Genomic DNA, 20810 nt, shown 5'->3' with positions numbered 1-20810 from the left:
AATGACTCCTTGTAGTCCTTATGACTCTAGCGTGTAGGAAGTCATACTGACTACATCTATTTCAACTAGCTGATAAATAACGAAGTTTTAGTTGGCACGAATGCTGAGTACTCAAGGGTAATCCTTAAAGAAGCCCTGGAGGCTCTCATGCTTAGTGCCCAAGACCGTGCCATCGTCAAATCCACCGTGCCTCTGTTGGAAAGTGGCGGTGAAGCGCTGATCACCCATTTCTACCGCATGATGCTGTCCGAGTACCCCGAAGTTCGTCCGCTGTTCAACCAGGCCCACCAGGCCAGCGGCGATCAGCCCCGCGCCCTGGCCAATGGGGTGCTGATGTACGCGCGACATATCGACCAGTTGGATCAGCTGGGCGATCTGGTGGCCAAAATCATCAATAAGCATGTGGCCTTGCAGATCCTGCCGGAGCATTACCCGATTGTCGGCGCCTGCCTGCTGCGGGCGATTTCTGAAGTGCTGGGCAGCGAGATCGCCACGCCGGAGGTGATGAATGCCTGGGGCGCGGCCTACGGGCAATTGGCGGATATCCTGATCGGCGCCGAAGCGGCCATTTACGACGAGAAAGCCCAAGCCCCTGGCGGCTGGCGCGGTGCGCGGTCGTTCACGCTGGTCAAGCGGGTAGAGGAGAGCGCCGAGATCACCTCCTTCTATTTCACCCCGGTGGATAACGGCCCGATCCTGGCGGCTGCGCCAGGCCAGTACATCGGTATGACGCTGGTGTTGGACGGCGAAGAGGTGCGTCGCAACTATTCCCTCTCGGCGTTGAGCGATGCTGGGCAGTACCGTATCAGCGTCAAGCGTGAAGCCGGCGGGCGAGTGTCCAATTACCTGCATGATGAGTTGCAGGTGGGCGCGACCCTCGACCTGTTCCCGCCGGCGGGAGAGTTCACCCTGGCCGCCAGCGATAAGCCGTTGGTGCTGATCAGCGGCGGCGTAGGCATCACCCCGACCCTGCCGATGCTCGAAGCGGCGCTGGCCACCGAGCGCCCGGTGCATTTTATCCACTGCGCGCGTAACGGCGGCGTGCATGCGTTTCGCGACTGGGTCGACGCCCTGGCGGTCAAGCACCCGCAGCTCAAGCGTTTCTATTGCTATGCCGAAGACGACGGCGTGAGCCCGGCGGCGGACAAGGTCGGCCTGCTCAGCCAGGAACAACTGGCCGCATGGTTGCCTGAACAGCGCGACCTGGATGCTTACTTCCTGGGACCTAAAGGCTTCATGGCCGCGATCAAACGCCACCTCAAGGCCTTGGGCGTACCCGAGAAACAAAGCCGCTACGAATTCTTCGGCCCGGCGGCGGCCTTGGAATAGGACCTATAGGTCAACAATGTGGGAGGGGGCCTGCCATGGTGAGCGGGCTTGCCCCGCGCGGGGCTGCGAAGCGGCCCCAAACCCAGGCACCTCGGTGTGTCAGGTGAATTACATCGCCTGGAGTGGGGGCCGCTTCGCGCCCCAGCGCGCGGGGCAAGCCCGCTCACTACAAGAACGTCACTTTCTGTTTACAGCGAAGATGTGTAGATGTCTCTGCCCAATACCTCTGCGTCCGATAGGGGTGCATCAGCCAGTCCCCCTCCCACATTTGGTTTTCCATTTCTCGCGATTAATCCGCCGTTAACCCGTCTCTGTTTAAACCACTGCCTGTGTGTAAACTCGCGCCTACAGGCACAACCAAACAAAGGGAAACGGAGATGAGTGACGAATTGCGTTTAGGCAGGGAGCGGCGCTTTCTGGTGTTGCTGGGCATCATCTGCCTGGCGTTGATCGGCGGGGCCTTGTACATGCAGGTGGTGTTGGGCGAAGCGCCTTGCCCACTGTGCATCTTGCAGCGTTATGCCTTGTTGTTGATTGCCATCTTCGCCTTTATCGGCGCCGCCATGCCCCGCAAAGGCGCCCTCACGTTTTTCGAAGGCTTGGTGATCCTCAGCGCCCTCGGCGGGGTCGCAGCTGCTGGCCATCATGTGTATACCCAGTTCTTTCCCCAGGTCAGTTGTGGCGTCGATGTGCTGCAGCCCATCGTCGATGACCTGCCGCTGGCCAAGGTCTTCCCGCTGGGCTTTCAGGTCGATGGTTTCTGCAGCACGCCTTACCCACCGATCCTTGGGCTGTCCCTGGCGCAATGGGCGCTGGTGGCTTTTGTGCTGACCGTGATCCTGGTGCCGCTGGGCATTTACCGCAATCGCCGTCACACGGCCTGAGCCCCTACACGAAAACGCCCCGGTTCCTCCTCTGGAGGGCCGGGGCGTTTTCGCAGGTAGGCTTTTATGAACAGAGCATGACGTCGGACAATTTCCGCTGCGCGCAGTGTGCGACATGTTGTCACACGGAAGCTGTCGCAGGACATTTCTGACCCCCCGCAACCCCGCTTAAATTTGCACCGAACGGTCAAATTGTGCTGTCACTTCATCGTCTGGCCTATGTCAGGAACTACGCGCCGTCCGCGCCATTCGATGATGTCCGAATGCCTTGTTTTATGGGGACTTGGATGGCTTTGGCAAGCCCTTACAGAGGGTAAGGGATGTGGCGGATTGCCCTATAACACGGCAATTTTTGTGGTTTTTGTTGAGAATCGAACACGATAAGATCCCCGACCTTTGCAATTTTGGTGAAGGATTATTGCTGCTTTCGATAAAAATTATTTCTTTATAAGACATGGTTTATACATCGCTAGCTAACTACAATCGCCCGCACTGAATGTCCGGTGCTGTTCAATATTTGAGCATTGGAGCGGTCGAGGGGCAGATGGATGGCTCTGTGCGACCCCAGGTTCCGGCAGCCTTTCAACTATCCGCACCAAATGGAATTGGTCTGTAACAAGGCCTTTAACCACGAAATCGAATAAGAACTCACCGCAGGCTCGTAAATCGTCCATTCATGGCGTGCGAGCAGGCTCTTATTCAATCGAAGAGAAATGCCAACCCTTGGCAGGGTGAAGTGTTGGCGATCAAAACCCAACTGCATTGCGCAAGCTGCTTTAGAGGTCGTGAGATGAGTAAAAACAGGTACCCCCGATTACTAGGCTTTTTGCCGCTGCTTGGCATGATGTTAATGCTGGGAGGCTGCAAGTGGACCTTGCTCGACCCAAAAGGACAGGTCGGTCTGGATGAACGAAACCTGATCATCACCGCCACCCTGCTGATGCTGCTGGTCGTGGTCCCTGTGATCATCATGACCTTCGCCTTCGCCTGGAAATACCGCGCGTCGAACACCAGCGCCACCTACGCGCCGAAGTGGTCGCACTCCACCAAGATCGAAATCGCGGTGTGGCTGGTTCCGATCCTCATCATCATTGCCCTGGGTTATGTGACCTACAAGTCTACCCACGCGCTGGACCCGTACCGTCCGCTGGAATCGGACGCCAAGCCGATCAATATCGAAGTGGTCGCGCTGGACTGGAAGTGGCTGTTCATCTACCCGGACCTGGGTATCGCCACGGTTAACCAGATCCGCTTCCCGGAGCACACTCCGCTGAACTTCAAGATCACCTCCGACGCCGTGATGAACTCGTTCTTCATCCCAGCCCTGGGCGGCCAGATCTACGCGATGGCAGGCATGCAGACCAAGCTGCACCTGATCGCCAACCAGAAAGCTGAAATGGAAGGCATCTCCGCCAACTACAGCGGCGCTGGCTTCACCGGCATGAAATTCAAAGCGATCTCGACGAGCCAGGAAGACTTCAACGCCTGGGTAGCCGAAGTCAAGGCCGCACCTAAACAGCTTGATCAAGCTGAATACGACGCCCTGGCCAAACCTAGCCAGAACAACCCTGTCGCGCTGTACTCCTCGTACGAGCCGAACCTGTTTCAGAAAATCGTCGACAAGTACGAAGGTATGAAGCCAGGCAAGCCGGTCAAGCACGAGAAGAAAGAAGTGGCCGCGGTTGAAGGTTCTGAGACGGGCGCGCATTCAACTGCTGGGGCAGAGGAGTAAACGATGTTTGGTAAATTAAGTTGGGATGCGGTCCCGTTCCACGAGCCGATCGTGATGGTGACCATCGCCATGATCGCGCTGGGTGGTCTGGCACTGTTCGCGGGTATCACTTACTTCAAGAAGTGGACCTACCTGTGGACCGAGTGGCTGACTTCGGTCGACCACAAGAAAATCGGCGTGATGTACATCATCGTCGCCATGGTCATGCTGCTGCGCGGTTTTGCCGACGCCATCATGATGCGTACCCAGTTGGCCATGGCCACCGAGGGTTCGCCTGGCTACCTGCCACCTGAACACTATGACCAGATCTTCACCGCTCACGGTGTGATCATGATCATCTTCATGGCGATGCCATTCTTCACCGGCCTGATGAACCTGGCAGTGCCGCTGCAGATCGGCGCGCGTGACGTGGCCTATCCGTTCCTGAACTCCCTGAGCTTCTGGCTGCTGGTTTCCGGCGTGGTGCTGATCAACGTATCCCTGGGCGTCGGCGAATTCGCCAAGACCGGTTGGGTTGCGTATCCGCCGCTGTCGGGCATTCAGTACAGCCCTGGTGTGGGTGTGGACTACTACATCTGGGCGCTACAGCTATCAGGGCTAGGGACGACGCTGACGGGGGTCAACTTCCTGGCCACCGTCCTGAAAATGCGCGCTCCTGGCATGAAACTGATGGACATGCCGATCTTCACCTGGACCTGCACCTGGGCAAACGTCCTGATCGTGGCTTCGTTCCCGATCCTGGCCGCTACCATGGCGCTGCTGTCGCTTGACCGTTACCTGGATTTCCACATTTTCACCAACGAACTTGGTGGCAATCCAATGATGTACGTGAACCTGTTCTGGGCATGGGGTCACCCTGAGGTGTACATCCTGATCCTGCCAGCGTTCGGTATCTTCTCCGAAGTGATCTCGACCTTTACCGGCAAGCGCCTGTTCGGTCACCACTCGATGGTTTACGCATCGGGCGCAATTTCCGTACTGGGCTTCATGGTGTGGCTGCACCACTTCTTCACCATGGGTTCGGGGGCCAGCGTCAACGCCTTCTTCGGCTTGGCGACTATGCTGATTTCCATCCCGACGGGGGTGAAGCTATTCAACTGGCTGTTCACCATCTACCACGGCCGTCTGCGCATGACCAGCCAGGTGCTGTGGACCCTAGGCTTTATGGTGACCTTCGCCATCGGCGGCATGACCGGCGTACTGCTGGCCATCCCGGGTGCTGACTTCGTGCTGCACAACAGCCTGTTCGTGATCGCTCACTTCCACAACGTGATCATCGGCGGTGCGGTATTCGGTTACATCGCCGGTTTCAGCTTCTACTTCCCGAAAGCGTTCGGCTTCAAGCTGCACGAAGGTTGGGGCAAGGCTGCGTTCTGGTTCTGGATCTCGGGCTTCTTCGTCGCGTTCATGCCGCTTTATGCACTGGGCTTCATGGGCATGACCCGTCGTCTGAACGCCACCACCAACCCTGAGTGGGTGCCGTACCTGTACGTCGCCATGTTCGGTGCGGTGATGATTGCGGTGGGTATCGCCTGCCAGCTGATCCAGCTGTATGTCAGCGTGCGTGATCGCAAGCAGAACATGTGCGAATCCGGCGACCCATGGAACGGCCACACCCTGGAATGGTCGACTTCGTCGCCACCACCGTTCTATAACTTCGCCGTGATCCCGACTGCGAACACGATCGATGCGTTCACCGAAGCCAAGGAAGACGGTACTGCGTACCAGAAGCCTAAACACTACGAACCGATCCACATGCCAAGCAACACCGCCACTGGCGTGGTGATGGGTGCGCTGTTGACCGTGTTCGGTTTCGCGATGATCTGGCACATCTGGTGGCTGGCGATCGTGAGCCTGGTGGGTACCATCGGTTACTTCATCGTCCACGCCGCACGTGATGATCAAGGCTACATGGTGCCGGTCGAAACGATCGAACGCATCGAAGCCGAGCAGCACGCTCGCCTGGTCGCCGAGAAGAAAATCCCGGCCAACCGTGTAGAAACCTCGTTGGAACAGGCTTAAACCATGTCGAACTTAGTGACCAATGCTGGACACGCCCATGTCGATGACCATGGGCACGATGACCATCACCACGACTCGGGGCCAATGACCGTCTTCGGTTTCTGGCTCTACCTGATGACCGACTGCATCTTGTTTGCGTCGATCTTCGCGGTGTACGCGGTACTGGTAAACAACGTAGCGGGTGGCCCGTCGGGCCACGACATCTTCGAACTGCCTTACGTGCTCGGCGAAACCGCCTTGCTGTTGTTCAGTTCGATCACCTACGGCTTCGCCATGTTGGCCTTCTACAAGGGCAACAAGAAAGGCGTGCTGAGCTGGTTGGCGCTGACCTTCCTGTTCGGCCTGGGCTTTATCGGCATGGAGATCAACGAGTTCCACCTGCTGATCTCCGAAGGCTACGGCCCGCACCGTTCCGGTTTCCTGTCGGCGTTCTTCACGCTGGTCGGCACCCACGGTCTGCACGTCTCGGCCGGTCTGCTGTGGATGGCGGTGATGATGTATCAGGTCAATAAGCACGGCCTGACCAACACCAACAAGACCCGCCTGAGCTGCCTGAGCCTGTTCTGGCACTTCCTGGACGTGGTCTGGATCTGCGTATTCACCGTTGTCTACCTGATGGGGACTCTGTAATGGCTAATGCACACTCCCATGACAGCCACGATGCAAGCCACGGCAGCGTCAAGTCTTACGCTATCGGCTTCATCCTGTCGGTCATCCTGACCCTGATCCCGTTCGGCCTGGTGATGTACCCGACCCTGCCGAAGTCGATCACCTTGATGATCGTCCTGGCGTTCGCAGTGATTCAGGTACTGGTTCACCTGGTGTACTTCCTGCACCTGGACCGCTCCGAGGCCCAGCGCGAGAACGTGATTGCGTTCGTGTTCGCCGGCCTGGTGATCGTTCTGCTGGTTGGTCTGTCGCTGTGGATCATGTTCAGCATCCACACCTACATGATGGCGAAGTGAGGTAAGACCCGATGTCGCTTAAGCACTTTATCCAAATCACCAAACCGGGGATCATTTTCGGTAACGTGCTTTCTGTGGCGGGCGGTTTCTTCCTGGCCTCCAAGGGACATGTCGATCTGGCCATCTTCCTGGCTGCAATGATCGGCACATCCCTGGTGGTAGCTTCCGGTTGTGTCTTCAACAACTGCATCGACCGTGACATCGATATCAAGATGGAACGCACCAAGAACCGTGTGCTGGTGCAGGGCCTTATCTCCCTGAAACTGGCACTGGTCTACGCGACCGTCCTGGGTGTTGCCGGTGTGGCCCTGTTGTACAAGGTGGCCAACCCGTTGGCGGCGTTGTTTGCCGTGATCGGTTTTGTCATCTACGTCGGCCTCTACAGCCTGTACCTCAAGCGCAAGTCGGTTCACGGCACGCTGGTGGGCAGTCTGTCGGGGGCGATGCCGCCGGTGATTGGTTATGTGGCTGTGACCAATAGCTTCGACATGGCCGCGCTGACGCTGCTGGTGATGTTCAGCCTGTGGCAGATGCCGCATTCCTACGCCATCGCGATTTTCCGCTTCAATGACTACCTGGCTGCGTCGATCCCGGTTCTGCCGGTAAAACGTGGCATCCAGGTGGCCAAGAAACACATCCTGCTCTACATCCTGGCCTTCCTTGTGGCGACCTTGATGTTGACCTTCAGCGGCTACGCCGGCATGAGCTACCTCGCCGTCGCGGCCGCCATGGGCATGTACTGGTTGTACATGGCCTGGACCGGCTACAAGGCGGTGGACGACACCGTCTGGGCGCGCAAGCTGTTCGTGTTCTCGATCTTCACCATCACCGCGCTGAGCGTGATGATGTCCCTGGATTTCCAAGTACCGAAAGAGCTGTTGCTGACCTACGCCCACTGAGTGGTCCGAGCAGTAAAAGGCCCCGCCTTCGCAAGAAGCGCGGGGTTTTTTATGGCATGGCCTCTAAACTATCCCCCATTCCACGCATCCAGGAAGCACAGCGATGAGTAAAAAAGCCGTAATGGTGTTCAGTGGCGGGCAGGACTCGACGACCTGCCTGATCCAGGCACTGGCGTTGTATGACGAAGTGCACTGCATCACGTTCGATTATGGCCAGCGCCATGTGGCGGAAATCGAAGTGGCCCGCCAGCTAGCCAAGCAACTGGGCGCCACGGTGCACAAAGTGATGGATGTGTCCCTGCTCAACGAGTTGGCCATCAGTAGTCTTACCCGCGACAACATCCCCGTGCCCACCGTGAACAGTTCCGGCGAAAGCCTGCCGAGCACCTTTGTACCGGGGCGCAATATCCTGTTCCTGACCCTGGCGGCGATCTACGCGTACCAGGTCAAGGCCGAGACGGTCATTACTGGCGTGTGCGAAACCGACTTCTCGGGCTACCCCGACTGCCGCGATGAGTTCGTCAAAGCCCTGAACCAGGCGCTCAAGCTGGGCATGGAGTACGACGTACGGCTGGACACGCCGCTGATGTGGCTGAACAAGGCCGAGACCTGGGCCCTGGCCGATTACCACCATCAGTTGGACCTGGTGCGCGAACACACCTTGACCTGCTACAACGGCGTGATCGGCACCGGCTGCGGCGAATGCGACGCCTGCAACCTGCGCGCTCGCGGCCTGAACGAATACCTGCAGAACAAGGCGCAGGTCATGCACAGCCTCAAGCATAAGTTGCAGCTCAACTAGGGCTATTCGGCCTTAGCGTGGGGGAGGGTGCGCATTGCTCCTCCCCACTGCGACCCTGTTCCTGCTCTGCGGTGATGTGGGTTTTTCTCGGGCGTCAGGTTAAATCTGCCCACGCTTATCTCGTCATACCCCTCTGTACGCACTGTGCGAATCCATCACCCGCCTACAAGGAGTAGTCACCATGGTCAGCGTGAGTCGTCGGTCCCTTCTCGCCTTCAGCGCCGCCTTGCCCTTGCTGGGGCGCTTGGACTGGGCGGTCGCGGCGACGCCGCCGGCCAAGGCCGACAAGGTCCGTCTCAACTACAACGAAAGCCCCTACGGTCCAGCCCTGGCAGCCCGTGAGGCGATGCAGCGCGGCATCGCCACTGCCGGGCGCTACCCGTACAACCACATGTATGCATTGGCCGCATTGTTCGCTCAGCAACAGGGCATTGCCGAAGAACAGGTGGCGGTGTTTTCAGGCTCCATGGCGGCGTTGCGTTATGCGGTGCTGGCGTTCACCAGCGATACCCGTGGCCTGGTAATGGCCACGCCATCCTACGAAGTACCGCGCCAGGCCGCCGAAGCGCACAAGGCGCCGGTGCACGAAGTGAACCTCGACGCCCACCACGCCCACGATATCCCCGCCATGCTCGCCGCCGCCCCCCAGGCCGGCATGCTCTACCTGTGCAACCCCAACAACCCCACCGGCACCCTGACTCCCACCCAGGCCATTCGCGACGCACTGGCGAACAAGCCCAAGGGCAGCGTGCTGGTGGTGGACGAGGCTTACATCGACTTCGCCGACGCCCCGAGCGTGGTCAGTTGGGTCAAGGACCACGACGACCTGCTGGTGCTGCGCACCTTCTCGAAAATCTACGGCATGGCGGGCGCACGCCTGGGCCTGGCCATCGGCCACCCGACGTTGCTGGAGCGGCTGGCGGTGTTTGGCGGCGACAATGTGCCGGCGGGCTCGTCGTTGCTCGGCGGCCTTGCCAGCCTGGAGGACGTCAAACTGCTGCCCCAGCGTAAAGCCCTCAATGCCCAGTTACGCGATGAAACCCTGGCCTGGCTCAAGGGCCGTGGTTTCACTTGCACCGCTTCCCACAGCAATTGCTTCATGATCGACGTCAAGCAGCCCGCGCAGCAGGTCATCGAAAAGCTCGCCGCCGAAGGCGTATTGATCGGCCGGGTGTGGCAGAACTGGCCGCAGTGGGTAAGGGTGACAGTGGGGAACAAGCAGGAGATGGCGCGCTTTCGTGAGGTGTTTGCCGCGCGGGTTTAGCGCAGGACCCCATGAGGGAAGGGCGACGCTCCTCCCTCAATGAAGTCCCAAGTGTTATTGCTGCGCGATGCTGTACCCATCAAATGCGGTTTTCTGTTGCAAGGCATTCACCACGTTCTTGCGGTTGACCGGCAACTCGGCGCCGTTGTTGTCGGTGAACGACTCACGTTCCAGCTCGGCGTCATCCCCTTCGCCCACAAAGCTGAACCCTAGAAACTCGAACGCTTCACGGTCCACGTTCAGCTTGGAGCGTGGCGTGCGCAGCGGCAGGGTGACGCTGATGCCGTCCTTGCTGATCACGAACACTTCGGCGTCTTTCTTGGCGCGTGCCGCCTTGCCCTTGCCGGCGCTCGGGTTGCTGATGGCTTGATGGGTCTGGTTCAGCACCTTGAGGGCCAGGCCGTAGACCAGTTCCTGAAACTCGGGGTCGTCCTTGAAGCTGGACAGGATGCGGCTGATGGAGAACTTGCTGCTCAAGTCTTCCAGGGCCAGGTTGTCGGCGGCTTCGGCGTCCTTGAGTTGCTTGAGCTGGCCCATCAGGTCGTAGGCCTTGTCGTCGTCGAACGCATCGTGGGCCTGGCGGATGGCGACGCGCAGTTCGCGGATCTGGTCGCTCTCCTTGGAAGTGTGAAACGCGTCCAGCACCATCTCGCTGATGGTCTTGGCCGCTGGCACATGCTGTGAAAGATTGATGGCGTTTTCGTATTCAGCTTTGGAGGCCAAGGCGACGACGGATTCTGCGGTGTAGGAATCGGACATTAATAGTTCACTACTTCAATAAACGGAGACAAAAAAGCGTCGCGCATTTTCAAGGGGCAGGTCAGTCAGGTCAAGGCGGCACACTGCCTTCGGCGTTCCGCTGATCCATATCAAAAGGCCATGCCGGAGAGTGGTTTACAACAACCTCGGGGCTGATTGCGCCCCCGACTATTTGCCTGAGAACGCATAAAAACAATTGCAGACCTGCGCCGAGGAGACCGCTCCACGCCAGGTTCTTAAAGGACTATTGCGATGATGTTTGCCCTCTTACGCGTCAGCTTCGTGGGGATGCTGATGTGCCTGTCCCTCTCGCTGCACGCCAGCACGCCCGACACCCCTCTGCTCGAACGCGGCCACTACATCGCCCAACTCGGCGACTGCATTGCCTGTCACACCGCCAAGCCAGGCGCGCTGATGGCCGGCGGCCTGGCGTTGAGTACGCCGATGGGGACGATCTACTCCAGCAATATCACGCCCGATGCCGAGACAGGCATCGGGCGCTACACCTTCGAGCAGTTCGACCGCGTCATGCGCGAAGGCGTTACCCCCAGTGGTATGAACTTGTACCCGGCGATGCCGTATCCGTCCTACGCGAAGATCAGCGAAGAGGACATGCGCGCGTTGTACGCCTACCTGATGCAGGGCGTGCCGGCGGTCCGCCAGGACAACCTGCCGGCGGACATGGGCTTTCCGTTCAATCAGCGCTGGGGCTTGGCATTGTGGAATTTCGCCTTTCTCGACAAGCAACCCTTCCAACCCGATCCGGGCCGCGACGCGGGGCTCAACCGTGGCGCCTACTTGGTTCAGGGCCTGGGGCATTGCGGCTCGTGCCATACCCCGAGGGGTATCGCTTTCCAGGAAAAAGCCATGAGCGATACCGAGCGCGGCGGCCAGCACTACCTGGCGGGGGAAACCGTCGAGCATTGGCGCGCCTTGAGCCTGCGCAACCTGTGGACCGTTGACGACACCGTGCAACTGCTCAAGACCGGGCAAAACCGTTTTGCCACAGTGTCGGGCAACATGGCCGATGTGATCCATCACAGCACCCAGCATTTCAGTGATGACGACCTGATTGCCATCGCCCGTTACTTAAAATCCCTGCCGGCGGGCCAGGAGGATCTGCCGATGCCTGCCGTGGCCAAAGCCCCGGCTGCCGTGCCTGACGACCTGTTCAGCAGTCGTGGCGGCCTGGGCTACACGCAGTTCTGCAGCGACTGCCACCGCAGTGACGGTGCCGGCGTGAAGGGCCTGTTCCCGCCGTTGGCCGGCAATCCGAGCGTGGTCGCCGCTAACCCAACGTCTCTTTTGCATATCACCCTCACCGGCTGGGCAACCGCGCAAACCGCCACCCATCCGCGGGTCTACACCATGCCTGGGTTCGCGCGGCTGGCCGACCAGGAGATCGCCGAGATCCTCAGTTTTGTGCGCACCCACTGGGGCAACCAGGGCACGCCGGTCAGCCCCGCGCAGGTGAAAACCCTGCGCGAGCAGCTCAACCCGGCCAGCAGCGACATGTCCGCGTTCCAGACTCCGCGTCTGGCCGAGTTGCTGGCCGCGCCGAATGCCGACCAGGTGCTGCGTGGCATGCGGTTGCATCTGCAGACCAAGGCGCTGCTGCCGGACAATGTCGGCAACGCGCTGAACTGCACCAGTTGCCATCTCAATGCAGGCACTGTGGCCGATGGATCGCCGTTCGTAGGGGTGTCGGCGTTTTTCCCCGGTTATGCCCCGCGTGCCGGCAAGGTGATCACGTTGGAGGAGCGCATCAACGGCTGTTTCCGCCGGTCCATGAACGGCAAGCCGCTGGCGCCGCAATCGGCGGATATGCAGGCGATGGTGGCGTATTTCGACTGGATGAAAAACAACACCCGCCCGCAGGACAAAGTCGCCGGACGCGGCGTGGGCAAGGTCGACCCGACGCTCAAACCCGACCTGGCCAATGGCAAAGCGGTGTACGCCAAGCAATGCGCGGTGTGCCATGGCGACAATGGCCAGGGCCTGACCCGCGCCGACGGTGAATGGATCTACCCGCCGCTGTGGGGTGAGCAGTCGTTCAATATCGGTGCGGGGATGGCGCGCACCTACACAGCCGCCGCGTTCGTCCAACGCAATATGCCGATTGGCTTCCACGAGCGCTTCCCGCTGGGGCAGGGTGGCTTGACGGAACAGGAAGCGGTGGACGTCGCGGCGTACTTTTCCGGGCAGCCGCGTCCGGACTTCCCGGACAAGGTCAAAGACTGGCCGAACGGCGGCAAACCGGTGGATGCGCGCTACTGATCCAGGCGCTTGAAGCAGGCTTCAAGGATATCCAGCCCTTCCTCCAGCACCGCCGGCTCTGTGGTCAGCGGTGCCAGCAGGCGGATGATGTGCCGCGCCTTGCCGCTGGGCATCAACAGCAACCCGGCGTCCCGCGCCAGGCCGAGCAGTTGCGTCAATTGCCGGGGCGCCGGCGTGCCGTCGGCGTTGGCCAGTTCGATGCCGCGCATGGCGCCGACGCCGGTCAGGCGCCCGAGGTAGGGCGACAGCGCTTGGTCGCGCCAGGTCGCGTAGCGGCGGACAATCGCGGCTTCCTGCTGCGCGCCCCACGCGTGCAAGTTTGCGTCCGTCATCACCTCCAGGGTGGCCAGCGCCGCCGCGCAGGCGATAGGGTTGCCGGAGTACGTACCGCCCAGGCCGCCTTTGGGCAAGTTGTCCATCAGGTTTTTGCGCCCGACCACCGCCCCCAGCGGTACACCGCCGGCAATGCTTTTGCCCAGCAAGATCAAGTCCGGCTCAATGCCCAGGCGCGAAAACGCGAAGCGTTGACCGGTACGGCCGAAGCCCGATTGGATTTCGTCGGCAATCAGCAGGATCTGTTTCTCGTCGCAGAAACGCCGCAGCGCCTGGGCAAATTCGACGTCCAGGGCCAGGAAGCCGCCTTCGCCCTGCACCGGTTCGATGATGAAACAGGCGACGTCTTCCACATCGATTTCCACGCTGAACAAACGCTCCATGGCCTTCAGTGCGTCGGCGCAGGTCACGCCGTTGTCGGCGCTGGGATACGGCAGGTGATACACCGGGCCGGGCAGTACGCCGACCTTTTGCTTGTAGGGCGCGACCTTGCCGTTAAGGTTCAAGGTGGCCAGGGTGCGGCCATGGAAGGCACCGTCAAAGGCGATCACCGCAGTGCGGCCGGTGGCGCCGCGCACGATCTTCAAAGCGTTTTCCGCCGCTTCCGCGCCGCTGTTGGTGAGCATGCCGCTGACCGGGTAGCTCACAGGGATAAAATCACTCAGACGTGCCATCAGCTCGATGTAGGGCGCGTGCGGCGCGGCGTTGAAGGCATAGTGCGTGAGCCGAGTAGCCTGTTCGCGAATCGCCTCGACTACCTGCGGGTGGCAATGGCCGAGGTTGAGCACACCGATGCCGCCGACGAAGTCGATATAGCGCTTGCCTGTGGTATCCCACACTTCGGCGTTCTTGCCGTGGCTGAGGCTGATGGGGTGGACGATGGAAATCGACTGGCTGACGGTGGCGTGGCTCATGAATCCGGGACTCGGCAGTGGCGGGGCGTTTTTTATCTAAGCCGCCCGCCGGGGCCTGTCGCAAACGAAATAAAGTCTTTGGGTCATTCCAAATCGGAAGGAGCTACTGCCGAAGGGGGCGGACAAACCGGTCGACACTGCTCAAGTGCGCGCCGCTGCGCGCCGCTGCGCTGACGCCTCCGGTTATTCCGACACCCCGGCCTTGCCCGCGGCCTTGGCGCGATACAACGCTTGATCGGCGCGCTCCATTAGGGCGGCGGGGGATTCATCCGCGTGGCGCTCGGCCACGCCCAGGCTCAGGGTGACGGGGAAGTCGCCGGGTGCCTGGATGGTGCGTATCTTGCGGCAGATCTGCTCGGCCAACGCCTTGGCCGTTTCCAGGGTGCTTTCGGGCAGGATCACCATGAATTCATCGCCACCCCAGCGTGCCAGCAGATCACACGGGCGAATGCAGCTCTCCAGGCACTCCACCACCCGCACCAGGGTCTGGTCGCCAGCGCCGTGGCCATAGCGGTCGTTGATGGGCTTGAAGTCATCGATGTCCATGGCGATCAGGGCCAGCGGCAGACGGAAGCGCTGGGCACGTTCGCACGCTTGCAGCAGGGTTTTTTCCAGGCGATAGCGGTTGGCAACCAGGGTCAAGGCGTCCCGCTCGGCCAAGGCGCGGTTTTCGTCCAACTGCAATTTGAGTTGCTGGTTGACCCGAGCCAGTTCACGGGTGCGCTCGGCCACCAGCGCTTCCAGCGACTGGTTGCGTTGTTCGAGTTGGGCGACTGAATATTTGCGCGCTTGAATGTCGCGATGGGCGCCGACCATGCGCGCCACCGAACCGTCGGGGTTACGCGCGATCACGTAGCCGCGGTCCTCGATCCACAGGTAGCTGCCATCTTTTTTTCGGCAACGGTATTCGGTTTGGTAGTGCGGCGCGCGGCGGTTGATGTAGTCATCGAAAAGCGCCATCACCTGGGGGTAGTCCTCCGGATGAATGATGTTTTCCCAGGTGAACAGCGTGTTCTCCAGCGCATGCCGCGGGTAGCCCAGCATTTCGTACCAGCCCGGATTGCGGTAGACGAACCCGGTGTTGGCGTTCCAGTCCCAAATGCCGTCGCTGACCAGCTCCAGGATGGTGTGCAGCATGTCGGCGTTGAGGTGCGAGAAATCCTGCTTCGCCGGGTTGCTGCCTGAGGTATCGCCCATTGCTTTTGCTCCTTGCATGCGCGCTGTGTGCGCCGCCGCGCGCTATGGCGTGGGCGCAACCATCCGTGTGCGAGCCTTCCCATTCGCATTGTGTTGGTAGATTGCGTCCGGTTGACCTTGTTCGTTGAAAAACACCTGACCGATGCCCGCCGAGTTCCATAACCGTTCGCCGGCCTCGGCATGTTCCGGAATATGCGGTACGACCTGCATGGTGCGACGGCGTGTGAACCAGTTGAGCGGCGAACGGGGTGAGTATAGCCAGCGGTTGAGACGGTCGAACCATTCCAGCAGGCGCCGGGGAAATTCGTTCTTGATGCCGCTGCTGGTGATCTGCCAGATCCGGGGGCCGGCATTGCGGTGGCGGATCAGCACGGCATAGACGAACGAGTAATGCACGTCACCGGAGAGAATCACGTAGTTACCCGGCGTACGCGAGTGGCGGAAAATATTGAGGATCACCTGGGCGGCGCCCCGGTGGGCCATCCAGTTTTCCGCGTCCACCAGCAGCGGGTGGCCGCACCAGCTGAAGACCTTCTGCACTGTCTCGATCAGCTTGACGCCGAAGATCGGCGCGGGCGAGACGATGATCGCCGACGGGTGGTCCAGCAATTCCTGTTGCAGCTCGCTCAAGGCTTCCCAGTCCAGCAGGCCGGAGGGTTGCTTGAGGGTGAACTCACTGCGCCAGCGCCGGGTGCGGGTGTCGAGCACCACCAGGGCGGGCGTGCTGGGCAGCACGTAATGCCATTGTTGAAATTTGAGCAACGTGGCCAGCAAGGCATCCTGGGCGGCGGCGTCGAGATGGTTGTCGGGGACGTGAGCGGTCAGCGCCTGGATGGGCGGCAACAGTTCGACGAAGGCATCCGGGTGGTTACCCCAACCCTGGCACAGCAGATAGGCGAGCAGGGCATTGCCGATGATGCGTTTGGAAAACGGGTGGCCGTAGGCGGTTTCTTCCCATTGGGCGCTGAGGTTCCAATCGTCGGTGATGTCGTGATCGTCAAAGATCATCAGGGTGGACAGGTGCGCGAAGACTCGCGCTACGCCGGGCAGGCCGTCGCGAAAGCGCTCGATCTGCACGTGCTCGCGCGCATAGCGCGCCGATTCGTCCGGGCTCAGTGGTGGCGCTTGGGTTTCGATCAAGGTCCAGGGCGTGGGGGACCACACCAGCAGGTACATCGCCATGACTTCGGCAAAGGTGACCAGATGGTTGTCGGCGGTACTGCTGGTGAAAATCGGCTTTTTCACGCCGCCGAAGAAGCGCTCGCGCAGGGTCTGATTGCTGTCCAGCGCCGGCAGCAGGTCCGCGCGATGGTAATAGCTGGCGCGGTGCCCGTAGAGGCTGGCGCTGTCGTCCACCACGGCACCCTCCAGATGTTCGTCGAACAGGCCCAGGCGCGCGATCAGTGCGTGGATCGCCCTAAGCATCGGCCCGGCCACATCGTCGGCGTAAACCTGGTCGCCGCTCATCATCAGCAAGGCTGGACGCTCATCGAGCGTGTGCGCATCGTCGAGCAGGCGATCGACGCAGAGCAGGCCGTCTTCGGCGGCGTGGTGAGGTTTGCGGCAGGAACCGTGCACGAGCTGGTGGATGCGACTGTGCAGGACAAAATGTGGTGATGGCGCGTCGGCATACAGCAGATGCGCCGCCCAATGGGCGATACCGAGGCCGTCGATCAGCAGGTCGTAGTGGATGACCTCGTCCTGAGGCAGCGCTTCGTCCAGCGGCACATCGATCAGGTGCACAAAGGCCTGGCGGCCTATGGGAATGACTTGGCACTGGCCTTGATCCAGCGGGATGTGCAGCGTGTGTCCGGCCCATTGCAGCTTCAAGGTCAGGTCCAGGGGACGACTGCCAGTCAGCCACAGCACCAGGCGCCTGGGTTCGAGACGTCGTAGCAAAGGGCCGGCAAGTACGGCGGGCAGGTTGTCGGGGTGCAGCATGCAGGGATGGGCTCCGGCCAGGCTAGAACCGGCAAGGTTAGCGCAATGAATGTCAGTGTTTTGTTAAGGCATGGGGTGTACGAAGGGCAGCGGGCTGCCCTCCGTAGGCCGCTCTAGAGCAGGTTGCCCTTGCCGAGGCTGTCCAGGCTGCCGCTGCCTCGGCGCCGGTTGTGACGTGGGGCGTTATCGGTTTGCTGGGTATCAAGCGGGAGTGAGTGGCTGTCCAGGCTGCGCTTGTTGCGTTGCAGGGCTACATCATCGTGTTGTGGGGTGGGGAGTTGCAGATGGCCTAGGAACGGACTGATAGCTCCAAGCATAAAAATATCCTTCTGTAAGTTAGATGGGCTCCGCGTCTGCGAAGCCGGGCCAAACTTATAGAGGCGCGAGGTGCTGGAGCTATAAACACCTCATGGCAACGTGTAACGGCAATGGCGGTTTAGGCCCATCGAGCCCTACAGCCGGACCGATCAGGTATGGGCATCCTGCATCACCTTCGGCACTGTGAATCGGAACTCACTGCCACGGCCCACTTCACTTTCAGCCACGATCTTGCCGCCGTGGGCCTGCACGATGCCTTGGGTGATATACAGCCCCAGCCCGCTGCCGGTGGGATTGTTTTCGGTCTGTGTCCAGTAGCGGTCGAACACATACGGCAACAGCTCTGGGGCAATACCTTCGCCGGAGTCGCGCACCGAAAACACAATTTCCTCGCCGTTGCTCATGGCACTGATGCCGATATTGCCCTGGCGCGGGGTGAACTTGATGGCGTTGCCGATCAGGTTCGACAGCACTTGGAACAAGCGCTCAGGGTCGCCTTTAATCTGCAGGCCAGGTTCGGCGTTGAATGACAGGTCGATGCCTTTTTCCATCGCCAACGGTGCCAGCAAGGAGTACGCCTCCTCGAACATCTGGTTCACATCCAGCGCCACGGGCTTGACCACATAGCGGCCGGCCTCGATTTTCGAGGTGTCGAGCAGGTCTTCCAGCAACACATTCATGCGCCCGGCGGCTTGTTGCATGGTGTCGATGGCCGAGGAAATACGTCGTGAGGTGTGTGGGCCTTCGGAGCTGAAGGCTTTTTGCATCATGCCGCAGAGCATCGAGATGACAGTCATCGGGTTGCGCAGGTCGTGGGACACCACCGCCACCAGGTCATCACGGGCGCGCACGGCCTGTTGCTCGCGCTCGACCTGGCGGGCCAGGTCGTTTTCCAGGGCGGAGCGGCGCAGGTCGTTGGCGGCGAACAGGTCGCCGTGGCTCCACTTGGTGGAGATGCCGGCCATTTCCACTTTCCAGATTTCAAACGACGTGCGTGGGCGCAGGCGCATACCAGCGTCGGAATTTTCCAGGTCCAGCGGTTTTTTCGGGTCGCCGCTCCAATTGATATTCTCTTTGACCTCGGGGCGGAACCACAGCACACCGTTGTCCACCGGCTTGGGCAGGCCCATGGCCAATACGCCGCTGGCCACTTGCTGAAACTCCGCCGCCGGAGGGTAAACCGAGGCCAGGTTATGGCTGGCGAACACCGGTTCGCCACTGGCTTGCAGCCACTTGTGCAACGCCCGGATCTGCGCCGGTTCCGGGCAGTTGCCGTAGCGGTGCAGTTGTTTGTCTTCGATGATCGCCACGCCGCCGGCCAGGGTCAGGTCCATGAGCAAGCGCGGTTGCTTGGCCAGGCCGTCGAACACGTTGTGGTCCGAGGCTTTCATGGCTTTGTCCAGTTGGGCCAAGGCTTCGACTTTTTCTTCGCGCTGGTGACTCAGGTCCAGAGCCTCCATGGCGCTGATCTGCAGCGAGAGTACCTGGCCGATGGTCTGGCAGGCGGTACGCAGTTCGTTCGGTACCAGCAGCGGGGTGCGGTTGCCGCAACTGATCAGGCCCCAGAGTTTGTCGCCTTTCATCAGCGAAATGCTCATGGACGACAACACGCCCATGTTCTGCATGTACTGGCAATGAATCGGCGACACACTGCGCAGCGTCGCAAAACTCAGGTCCAGCGGTTCGCCGGTATCTGGGCGCAATTTGGGCACCAGCGGCACCGGCGTGTAATCGGCGTTCGGGATAATCCGCAGCCAGTTGGTGCGGTACAGCTCGCGAGCCTGTTCGGGGATGTCAGACGCAGGGAAGAACAGCCCGTTGAACAATTCCATGGACGGAGCGGATGCTTCGGCAATCACCTGACCATGGCCTTCTTCTTCGAAGCGGTAGATGAGCACCCGGTCGTAACCGGTCATGGCCTGGATTTCCGTGACGCTGATGTCGTACAGCGCCGCCAGGGTTTTTGCCGACTGCAAGCGGCGCAGCATCTTGCCCAGATCACTGGTGCGACCGTTCAGGGCCCGTGGTTGAAAATCCTTGAGGTGGGGTTCGAATTCCAGCACCAGCACATTTTGGTGGCGGTGCAACAAACCTTCGAACTCCGCGCCGTTGAGCGTCACGTGCAGCGGCGGCGCATCGGTAAAGGTGTTGAGTTCGGCCATGGCCTGCACGGCCTGAGCGTGTTCGGAGCCGATCAGGCTGTGCAGCGGCTGGCCCAACAGCGCCTCGGGCGCGCGGTTGAACAGCGTAGCGACGTTGGCGCTCACTTGGATGATCTTCAGGTCTGGCTCGGACAGCGTCAGCAGCACACCGTGAGGCTGAATCGCCCCAGGAAAGCGAATGGGTTCGTCGGCGCAGTTGGCAAGCAGCTGTTCAAAATCTTGGGGTTTCATAGCAGTACCTCCTGGCTGTCGAGCCATCGCTCAAAGCCGCTGAATGTCGAACGGGCGGCATGTACCGCGAGCTGTTGGGCTTCGGCGTCCAGCGCCTGAATGCCCAGATAATCGAGAAAGTCTTTCCAGCGCCGGCCCGTCTCAGGGCCATACACATCAAGAAACGCGCCACCGTTGGTGGCATCGATGCCAAAGCGCTGGGCCATTTCCCGGCGCAGCACCTGGCCGCCCAACGTTGCGCCTTCGAGCACATACAACACACCGAGGCACGCCGCAGGGGTGTCGAGGCGCGGCAGGGCGGTGCAGTGGGGCAGGGCGTTGATAGCGGCGTCATCCAGGCCAAGACCGTGCAGGTCGCTGACCAATGTTGGCGTTTTCACACGCAGGGCAGTATCGAATCCCGCCGGGATCAGCCCACTGGCATACAGCGCCGCTTCAATGGGGGCGTAAAACCCGTGGTAGGCCTGCAGCAGGCGCCGGTAGCCGTCGGCATCCAGGCGCTCGGAAAAAAATGGCAGACGCTTTTCCAGCGCAACGTGCAACAGGCTGGTGCCTGTGCGTAACGCGTCAAGCAATGAGGGCGCACCAACGTCATGGGCCTTTGAAAGCATGCAAATAGCTCGAGCTGTGGGCCTGCCGGCCATGAATGACGCGTGGAAATGGGCGACGATTCTACACAACTCATGGCCATTGACTGTACGCACAAGGCGAAAAGCCTGACCAGCGGATCAGAAAAGTCGCTCCTTGCCTTATGACTGACCTTACAAAGTACCGTGAAGTT

At 60.4% G+C, this 20810-nt stretch carries 17 protein-coding genes and 1 pseudogene; 10 read left to right on the top strand and 8 right to left on the bottom strand.

The features are described 5' to 3' along the window. Positions 1 to 147 precede the first annotated feature (147 nt). Both hmpA and YA0848_RS00540 read left to right on the top strand, forming a co-directional pair. Positions 148 to 1329, top strand: coding sequence for an NO-inducible flavohemoprotein (gene hmpA / locus YA0848_RS00545; protein WP_169868785.1), 1182 nt, complete (start codon positions 148 to 150; stop codon positions 1327 to 1329). Between the two features lie 377 nt (positions 1330 to 1706). Then, a complete protein-coding gene (locus tag YA0848_RS00540) occupies positions 1707 to 2213 on the top strand; it encodes a disulfide bond formation protein B (protein ID WP_034100508.1) in 507 nt (168 codons plus the stop codon). A gap of 473 nt (positions 2214 to 2686) precedes the next feature. On the opposite strand, the pseudogene YA0848_RS36500 reads toward YA0848_RS00540, so the two are convergent. Then, positions 2687 to 2976: pseudogene (locus tag YA0848_RS36500) on the bottom strand (hypothetical protein). A gap of 27 nt (positions 2977 to 3003) precedes the next feature. On the opposite strand from YA0848_RS36500, the gene cyoA reads away from it, so the two are divergent. From cyoA to ptaA, 7 genes are all read left to right on the top strand, one after another. Further along, positions 3004 to 3945: a ubiquinol oxidase subunit II gene (cyoA, locus tag YA0848_RS00535; protein ID WP_034100506.1), complete on the top strand. Its 942-nt coding sequence runs from the start codon at positions 3004 to 3006 to the stop codon at positions 3943 to 3945. A 3-nt stretch (positions 3946 to 3948) separates the two neighbouring features. Continuing rightward, entirely contained in the window at positions 3949 to 5967 is a 2019-nt protein-coding gene (gene cyoB / locus YA0848_RS00530; RefSeq protein WP_040269407.1) for a cytochrome o ubiquinol oxidase subunit I, read from the top strand. Positions 5968 to 5970: 3 nt separating this feature from the next. Beyond that, positions 5971 to 6597, top strand: coding sequence for a cytochrome o ubiquinol oxidase subunit III (locus YA0848_RS00525; RefSeq protein ID WP_024077337.1), 627 nt, complete (start codon positions 5971 to 5973; stop codon positions 6595 to 6597). Beyond that, the gene (cyoD, locus tag YA0848_RS00520) at positions 6597 to 6932 is read left to right on the top strand and encodes a cytochrome o ubiquinol oxidase subunit IV (protein WP_003176003.1); all 336 of its coding nucleotides are present in this window, start codon (positions 6597 to 6599) and stop codon (positions 6930 to 6932) included. Before YA0848_RS00525 ends, cyoD begins: the two co-directional genes overlap by 1 nt. An 11-nt stretch (positions 6933 to 6943) precedes the next feature. Further along, positions 6944 to 7831 (top strand): heme o synthase, encoded by an 888-nt coding sequence (gene cyoE / locus YA0848_RS00515; RefSeq protein ID WP_034100500.1) that lies wholly within the window; start codon positions 6944 to 6946, stop codon positions 7829 to 7831. A 103-nt stretch (positions 7832 to 7934) separates the two neighbouring features. Beyond that, positions 7935 to 8633: a 7-cyano-7-deazaguanine synthase QueC gene (gene queC / locus YA0848_RS00510; RefSeq protein ID WP_034100498.1), complete on the top strand. Its 699-nt coding sequence runs from the start codon at positions 7935 to 7937 to the stop codon at positions 8631 to 8633. A 181-nt stretch (positions 8634 to 8814) separates the two neighbouring features. Continuing rightward, positions 8815 to 9897 (top strand): pyoverdine biosynthesis transaminase PtaA, encoded by a 1083-nt coding sequence (gene ptaA / locus YA0848_RS00505; RefSeq protein WP_040269406.1) that lies wholly within the window; start codon positions 8815 to 8817, stop codon positions 9895 to 9897. 54 nt (positions 9898 to 9951) lie between these two features. Here ptaA and YA0848_RS00500 read toward each other — a convergent pair whose 3' ends face one another. Next, positions 9952 to 10656 (bottom strand): hypothetical protein, encoded by a 705-nt coding sequence (locus YA0848_RS00500; RefSeq protein WP_034100494.1) that lies wholly within the window; start codon positions 10654 to 10656, stop codon positions 9952 to 9954. A gap of 252 nt (positions 10657 to 10908) precedes the next feature. Here YA0848_RS00500 and YA0848_RS00495 point away from each other — a divergent pair, with 252 nt between their 5' ends. Then, positions 10909 to 12933: a c-type cytochrome gene (locus YA0848_RS00495; protein WP_169903791.1), complete on the top strand. Its 2025-nt coding sequence runs from the start codon at positions 10909 to 10911 to the stop codon at positions 12931 to 12933. Here YA0848_RS00495 and YA0848_RS00490 read toward each other — a convergent pair. The 6 genes from YA0848_RS00490 to YA0848_RS00465 all read right to left on the bottom strand — a co-directional run bounded on the left by YA0848_RS00490 (position 12927) and on the right by YA0848_RS00465 (position 20640). Continuing rightward, positions 12927 to 14180, bottom strand: coding sequence for a 2-aminoadipate transaminase (locus YA0848_RS00490; RefSeq protein WP_047882444.1), 1254 nt, complete (start codon positions 14178 to 14180; stop codon positions 12927 to 12929). The two genes, YA0848_RS00495 and YA0848_RS00490, sit on opposite strands and share 7 nt — an antisense overlap. 183 nt (positions 14181 to 14363) lie before the next feature. Further along, positions 14364 to 15377, bottom strand: a complete 1014-nt coding sequence (locus YA0848_RS00485) for a sensor domain-containing diguanylate cyclase (RefSeq protein WP_169868782.1) — start codon at positions 15375 to 15377, stop codon at positions 14364 to 14366. 42 nt (positions 15378 to 15419) lie between these two features. Next, positions 15420 to 17318 carry an alkaline phosphatase family protein gene (locus YA0848_RS00480; protein ID WP_169903790.1) on the bottom strand — a complete coding sequence of 633 codons (1899 nt, stop codon included), beginning with the start codon at positions 17316 to 17318 and terminating at the stop codon, positions 15420 to 15422. A gap of 113 nt (positions 17319 to 17431) precedes the next feature. Next, entirely contained in the window at positions 17432 to 17635 is a 204-nt protein-coding gene (locus YA0848_RS00475; protein ID WP_034100484.1) for a hypothetical protein, read from the bottom strand. A 150-nt stretch (positions 17636 to 17785) separates the two neighbouring features. Continuing rightward, positions 17786 to 20029 (bottom strand): ATP-binding protein, encoded by a 2244-nt coding sequence (locus YA0848_RS00470; protein ID WP_169903789.1) that lies wholly within the window; start codon positions 20027 to 20029, stop codon positions 17786 to 17788. Next, on the bottom strand, positions 20026 to 20640 hold the full coding sequence (locus YA0848_RS00465) for a biliverdin-producing heme oxygenase (RefSeq protein ID WP_034100480.1): 615 nt from the start codon (positions 20638 to 20640) through the stop codon (positions 20026 to 20028). Before YA0848_RS00465 ends, YA0848_RS00470 begins: the two co-directional genes overlap by 4 nt. Between the last annotated feature and the right edge of the window lie 170 nt (positions 20641 to 20810).

Origin of the sequence: Pseudomonas sp. S4_EA_1b (assembly GCF_016307435.1) — a bacterium.
In the GTDB taxonomy this organism is placed as follows: Bacteria; Pseudomonadota; Gammaproteobacteria; order Pseudomonadales; family Pseudomonadaceae; genus Aquipseudomonas; species Aquipseudomonas rhodesiae.
Note: the sequence above shows the minus strand (reverse complement) of the source record. Positions and strands in the feature narration are given on the sequence as shown.

What these genes read in the sequence shown, in the direction of transcription:
- YA0848_RS00490 (WP_047882444.1), bottom strand. Translation starts at nt 14,180, where the DNA reads ATGAGCCACGCCACCGTCAGCCAGTCGATTTCCATCGTCCACCCCATC.
- YA0848_RS00525 (WP_024077337.1), top strand. Translation starts at nt 5,971, where the DNA reads ATGTCGAACTTAGTGACCAATGCTGGACACGCCCATGTCGATGACCAT.
- YA0848_RS00540 (WP_034100508.1), top strand. Translation starts at nt 1,707, where the DNA reads ATGAGTGACGAATTGCGTTTAGGCAGGGAGCGGCGCTTTCTGGTGTTG.
- ptaA (WP_040269406.1), top strand. Translation starts at nt 8,815, where the DNA reads ATGGTCAGCGTGAGTCGTCGGTCCCTTCTCGCCTTCAGCGCCGCCTTG.
- YA0848_RS00465 (WP_034100480.1), bottom strand. Translation starts at nt 20,640, where the DNA reads ATGCTTTCAAAGGCCCATGACGTTGGTGCGCCCTCATTGCTTGACGCG.
- cyoE (WP_034100500.1), top strand. Translation starts at nt 6,944, where the DNA reads ATGTCGCTTAAGCACTTTATCCAAATCACCAAACCGGGGATCATTTTC.
- YA0848_RS00500 (WP_034100494.1), bottom strand. Translation starts at nt 10,656, where the DNA reads ATGTCCGATTCCTACACCGCAGAATCCGTCGTCGCCTTGGCCTCCAAA.
- cyoB (WP_040269407.1), top strand. Translation starts at nt 3,949, where the DNA reads ATGTTTGGTAAATTAAGTTGGGATGCGGTCCCGTTCCACGAGCCGATC.
- YA0848_RS00475 (WP_034100484.1), bottom strand. Translation starts at nt 17,635, where the DNA reads ATGCTTGGAGCTATCAGTCCGTTCCTAGGCCATCTGCAACTCCCCACC.
- queC (WP_034100498.1), top strand. Translation starts at nt 7,935, where the DNA reads ATGAGTAAAAAAGCCGTAATGGTGTTCAGTGGCGGGCAGGACTCGACG.
- cyoA (WP_034100506.1), top strand. Translation starts at nt 3,004, where the DNA reads ATGAGTAAAAACAGGTACCCCCGATTACTAGGCTTTTTGCCGCTGCTT.
- hmpA (WP_169868785.1), top strand. Translation starts at nt 148, where the DNA reads ATGCTTAGTGCCCAAGACCGTGCCATCGTCAAATCCACCGTGCCTCTG.
- YA0848_RS00495 (WP_169903791.1), top strand. Translation starts at nt 10,909, where the DNA reads ATGATGTTTGCCCTCTTACGCGTCAGCTTCGTGGGGATGCTGATGTGC.
- YA0848_RS00485 (WP_169868782.1), bottom strand. Translation starts at nt 15,377, where the DNA reads ATGGGCGATACCTCAGGCAGCAACCCGGCGAAGCAGGATTTCTCGCAC.
- YA0848_RS00480 (WP_169903790.1), bottom strand. Translation starts at nt 17,318, where the DNA reads ATGCTGCACCCCGACAACCTGCCCGCCGTACTTGCCGGCCCTTTGCTA.
- cyoD (WP_003176003.1), top strand. Translation starts at nt 6,597, where the DNA reads ATGGCTAATGCACACTCCCATGACAGCCACGATGCAAGCCACGGCAGC.
- YA0848_RS00470 (WP_169903789.1), bottom strand. Translation starts at nt 20,029, where the DNA reads ATGAAACCCCAAGATTTTGAACAGCTGCTTGCCAACTGCGCCGACGAA.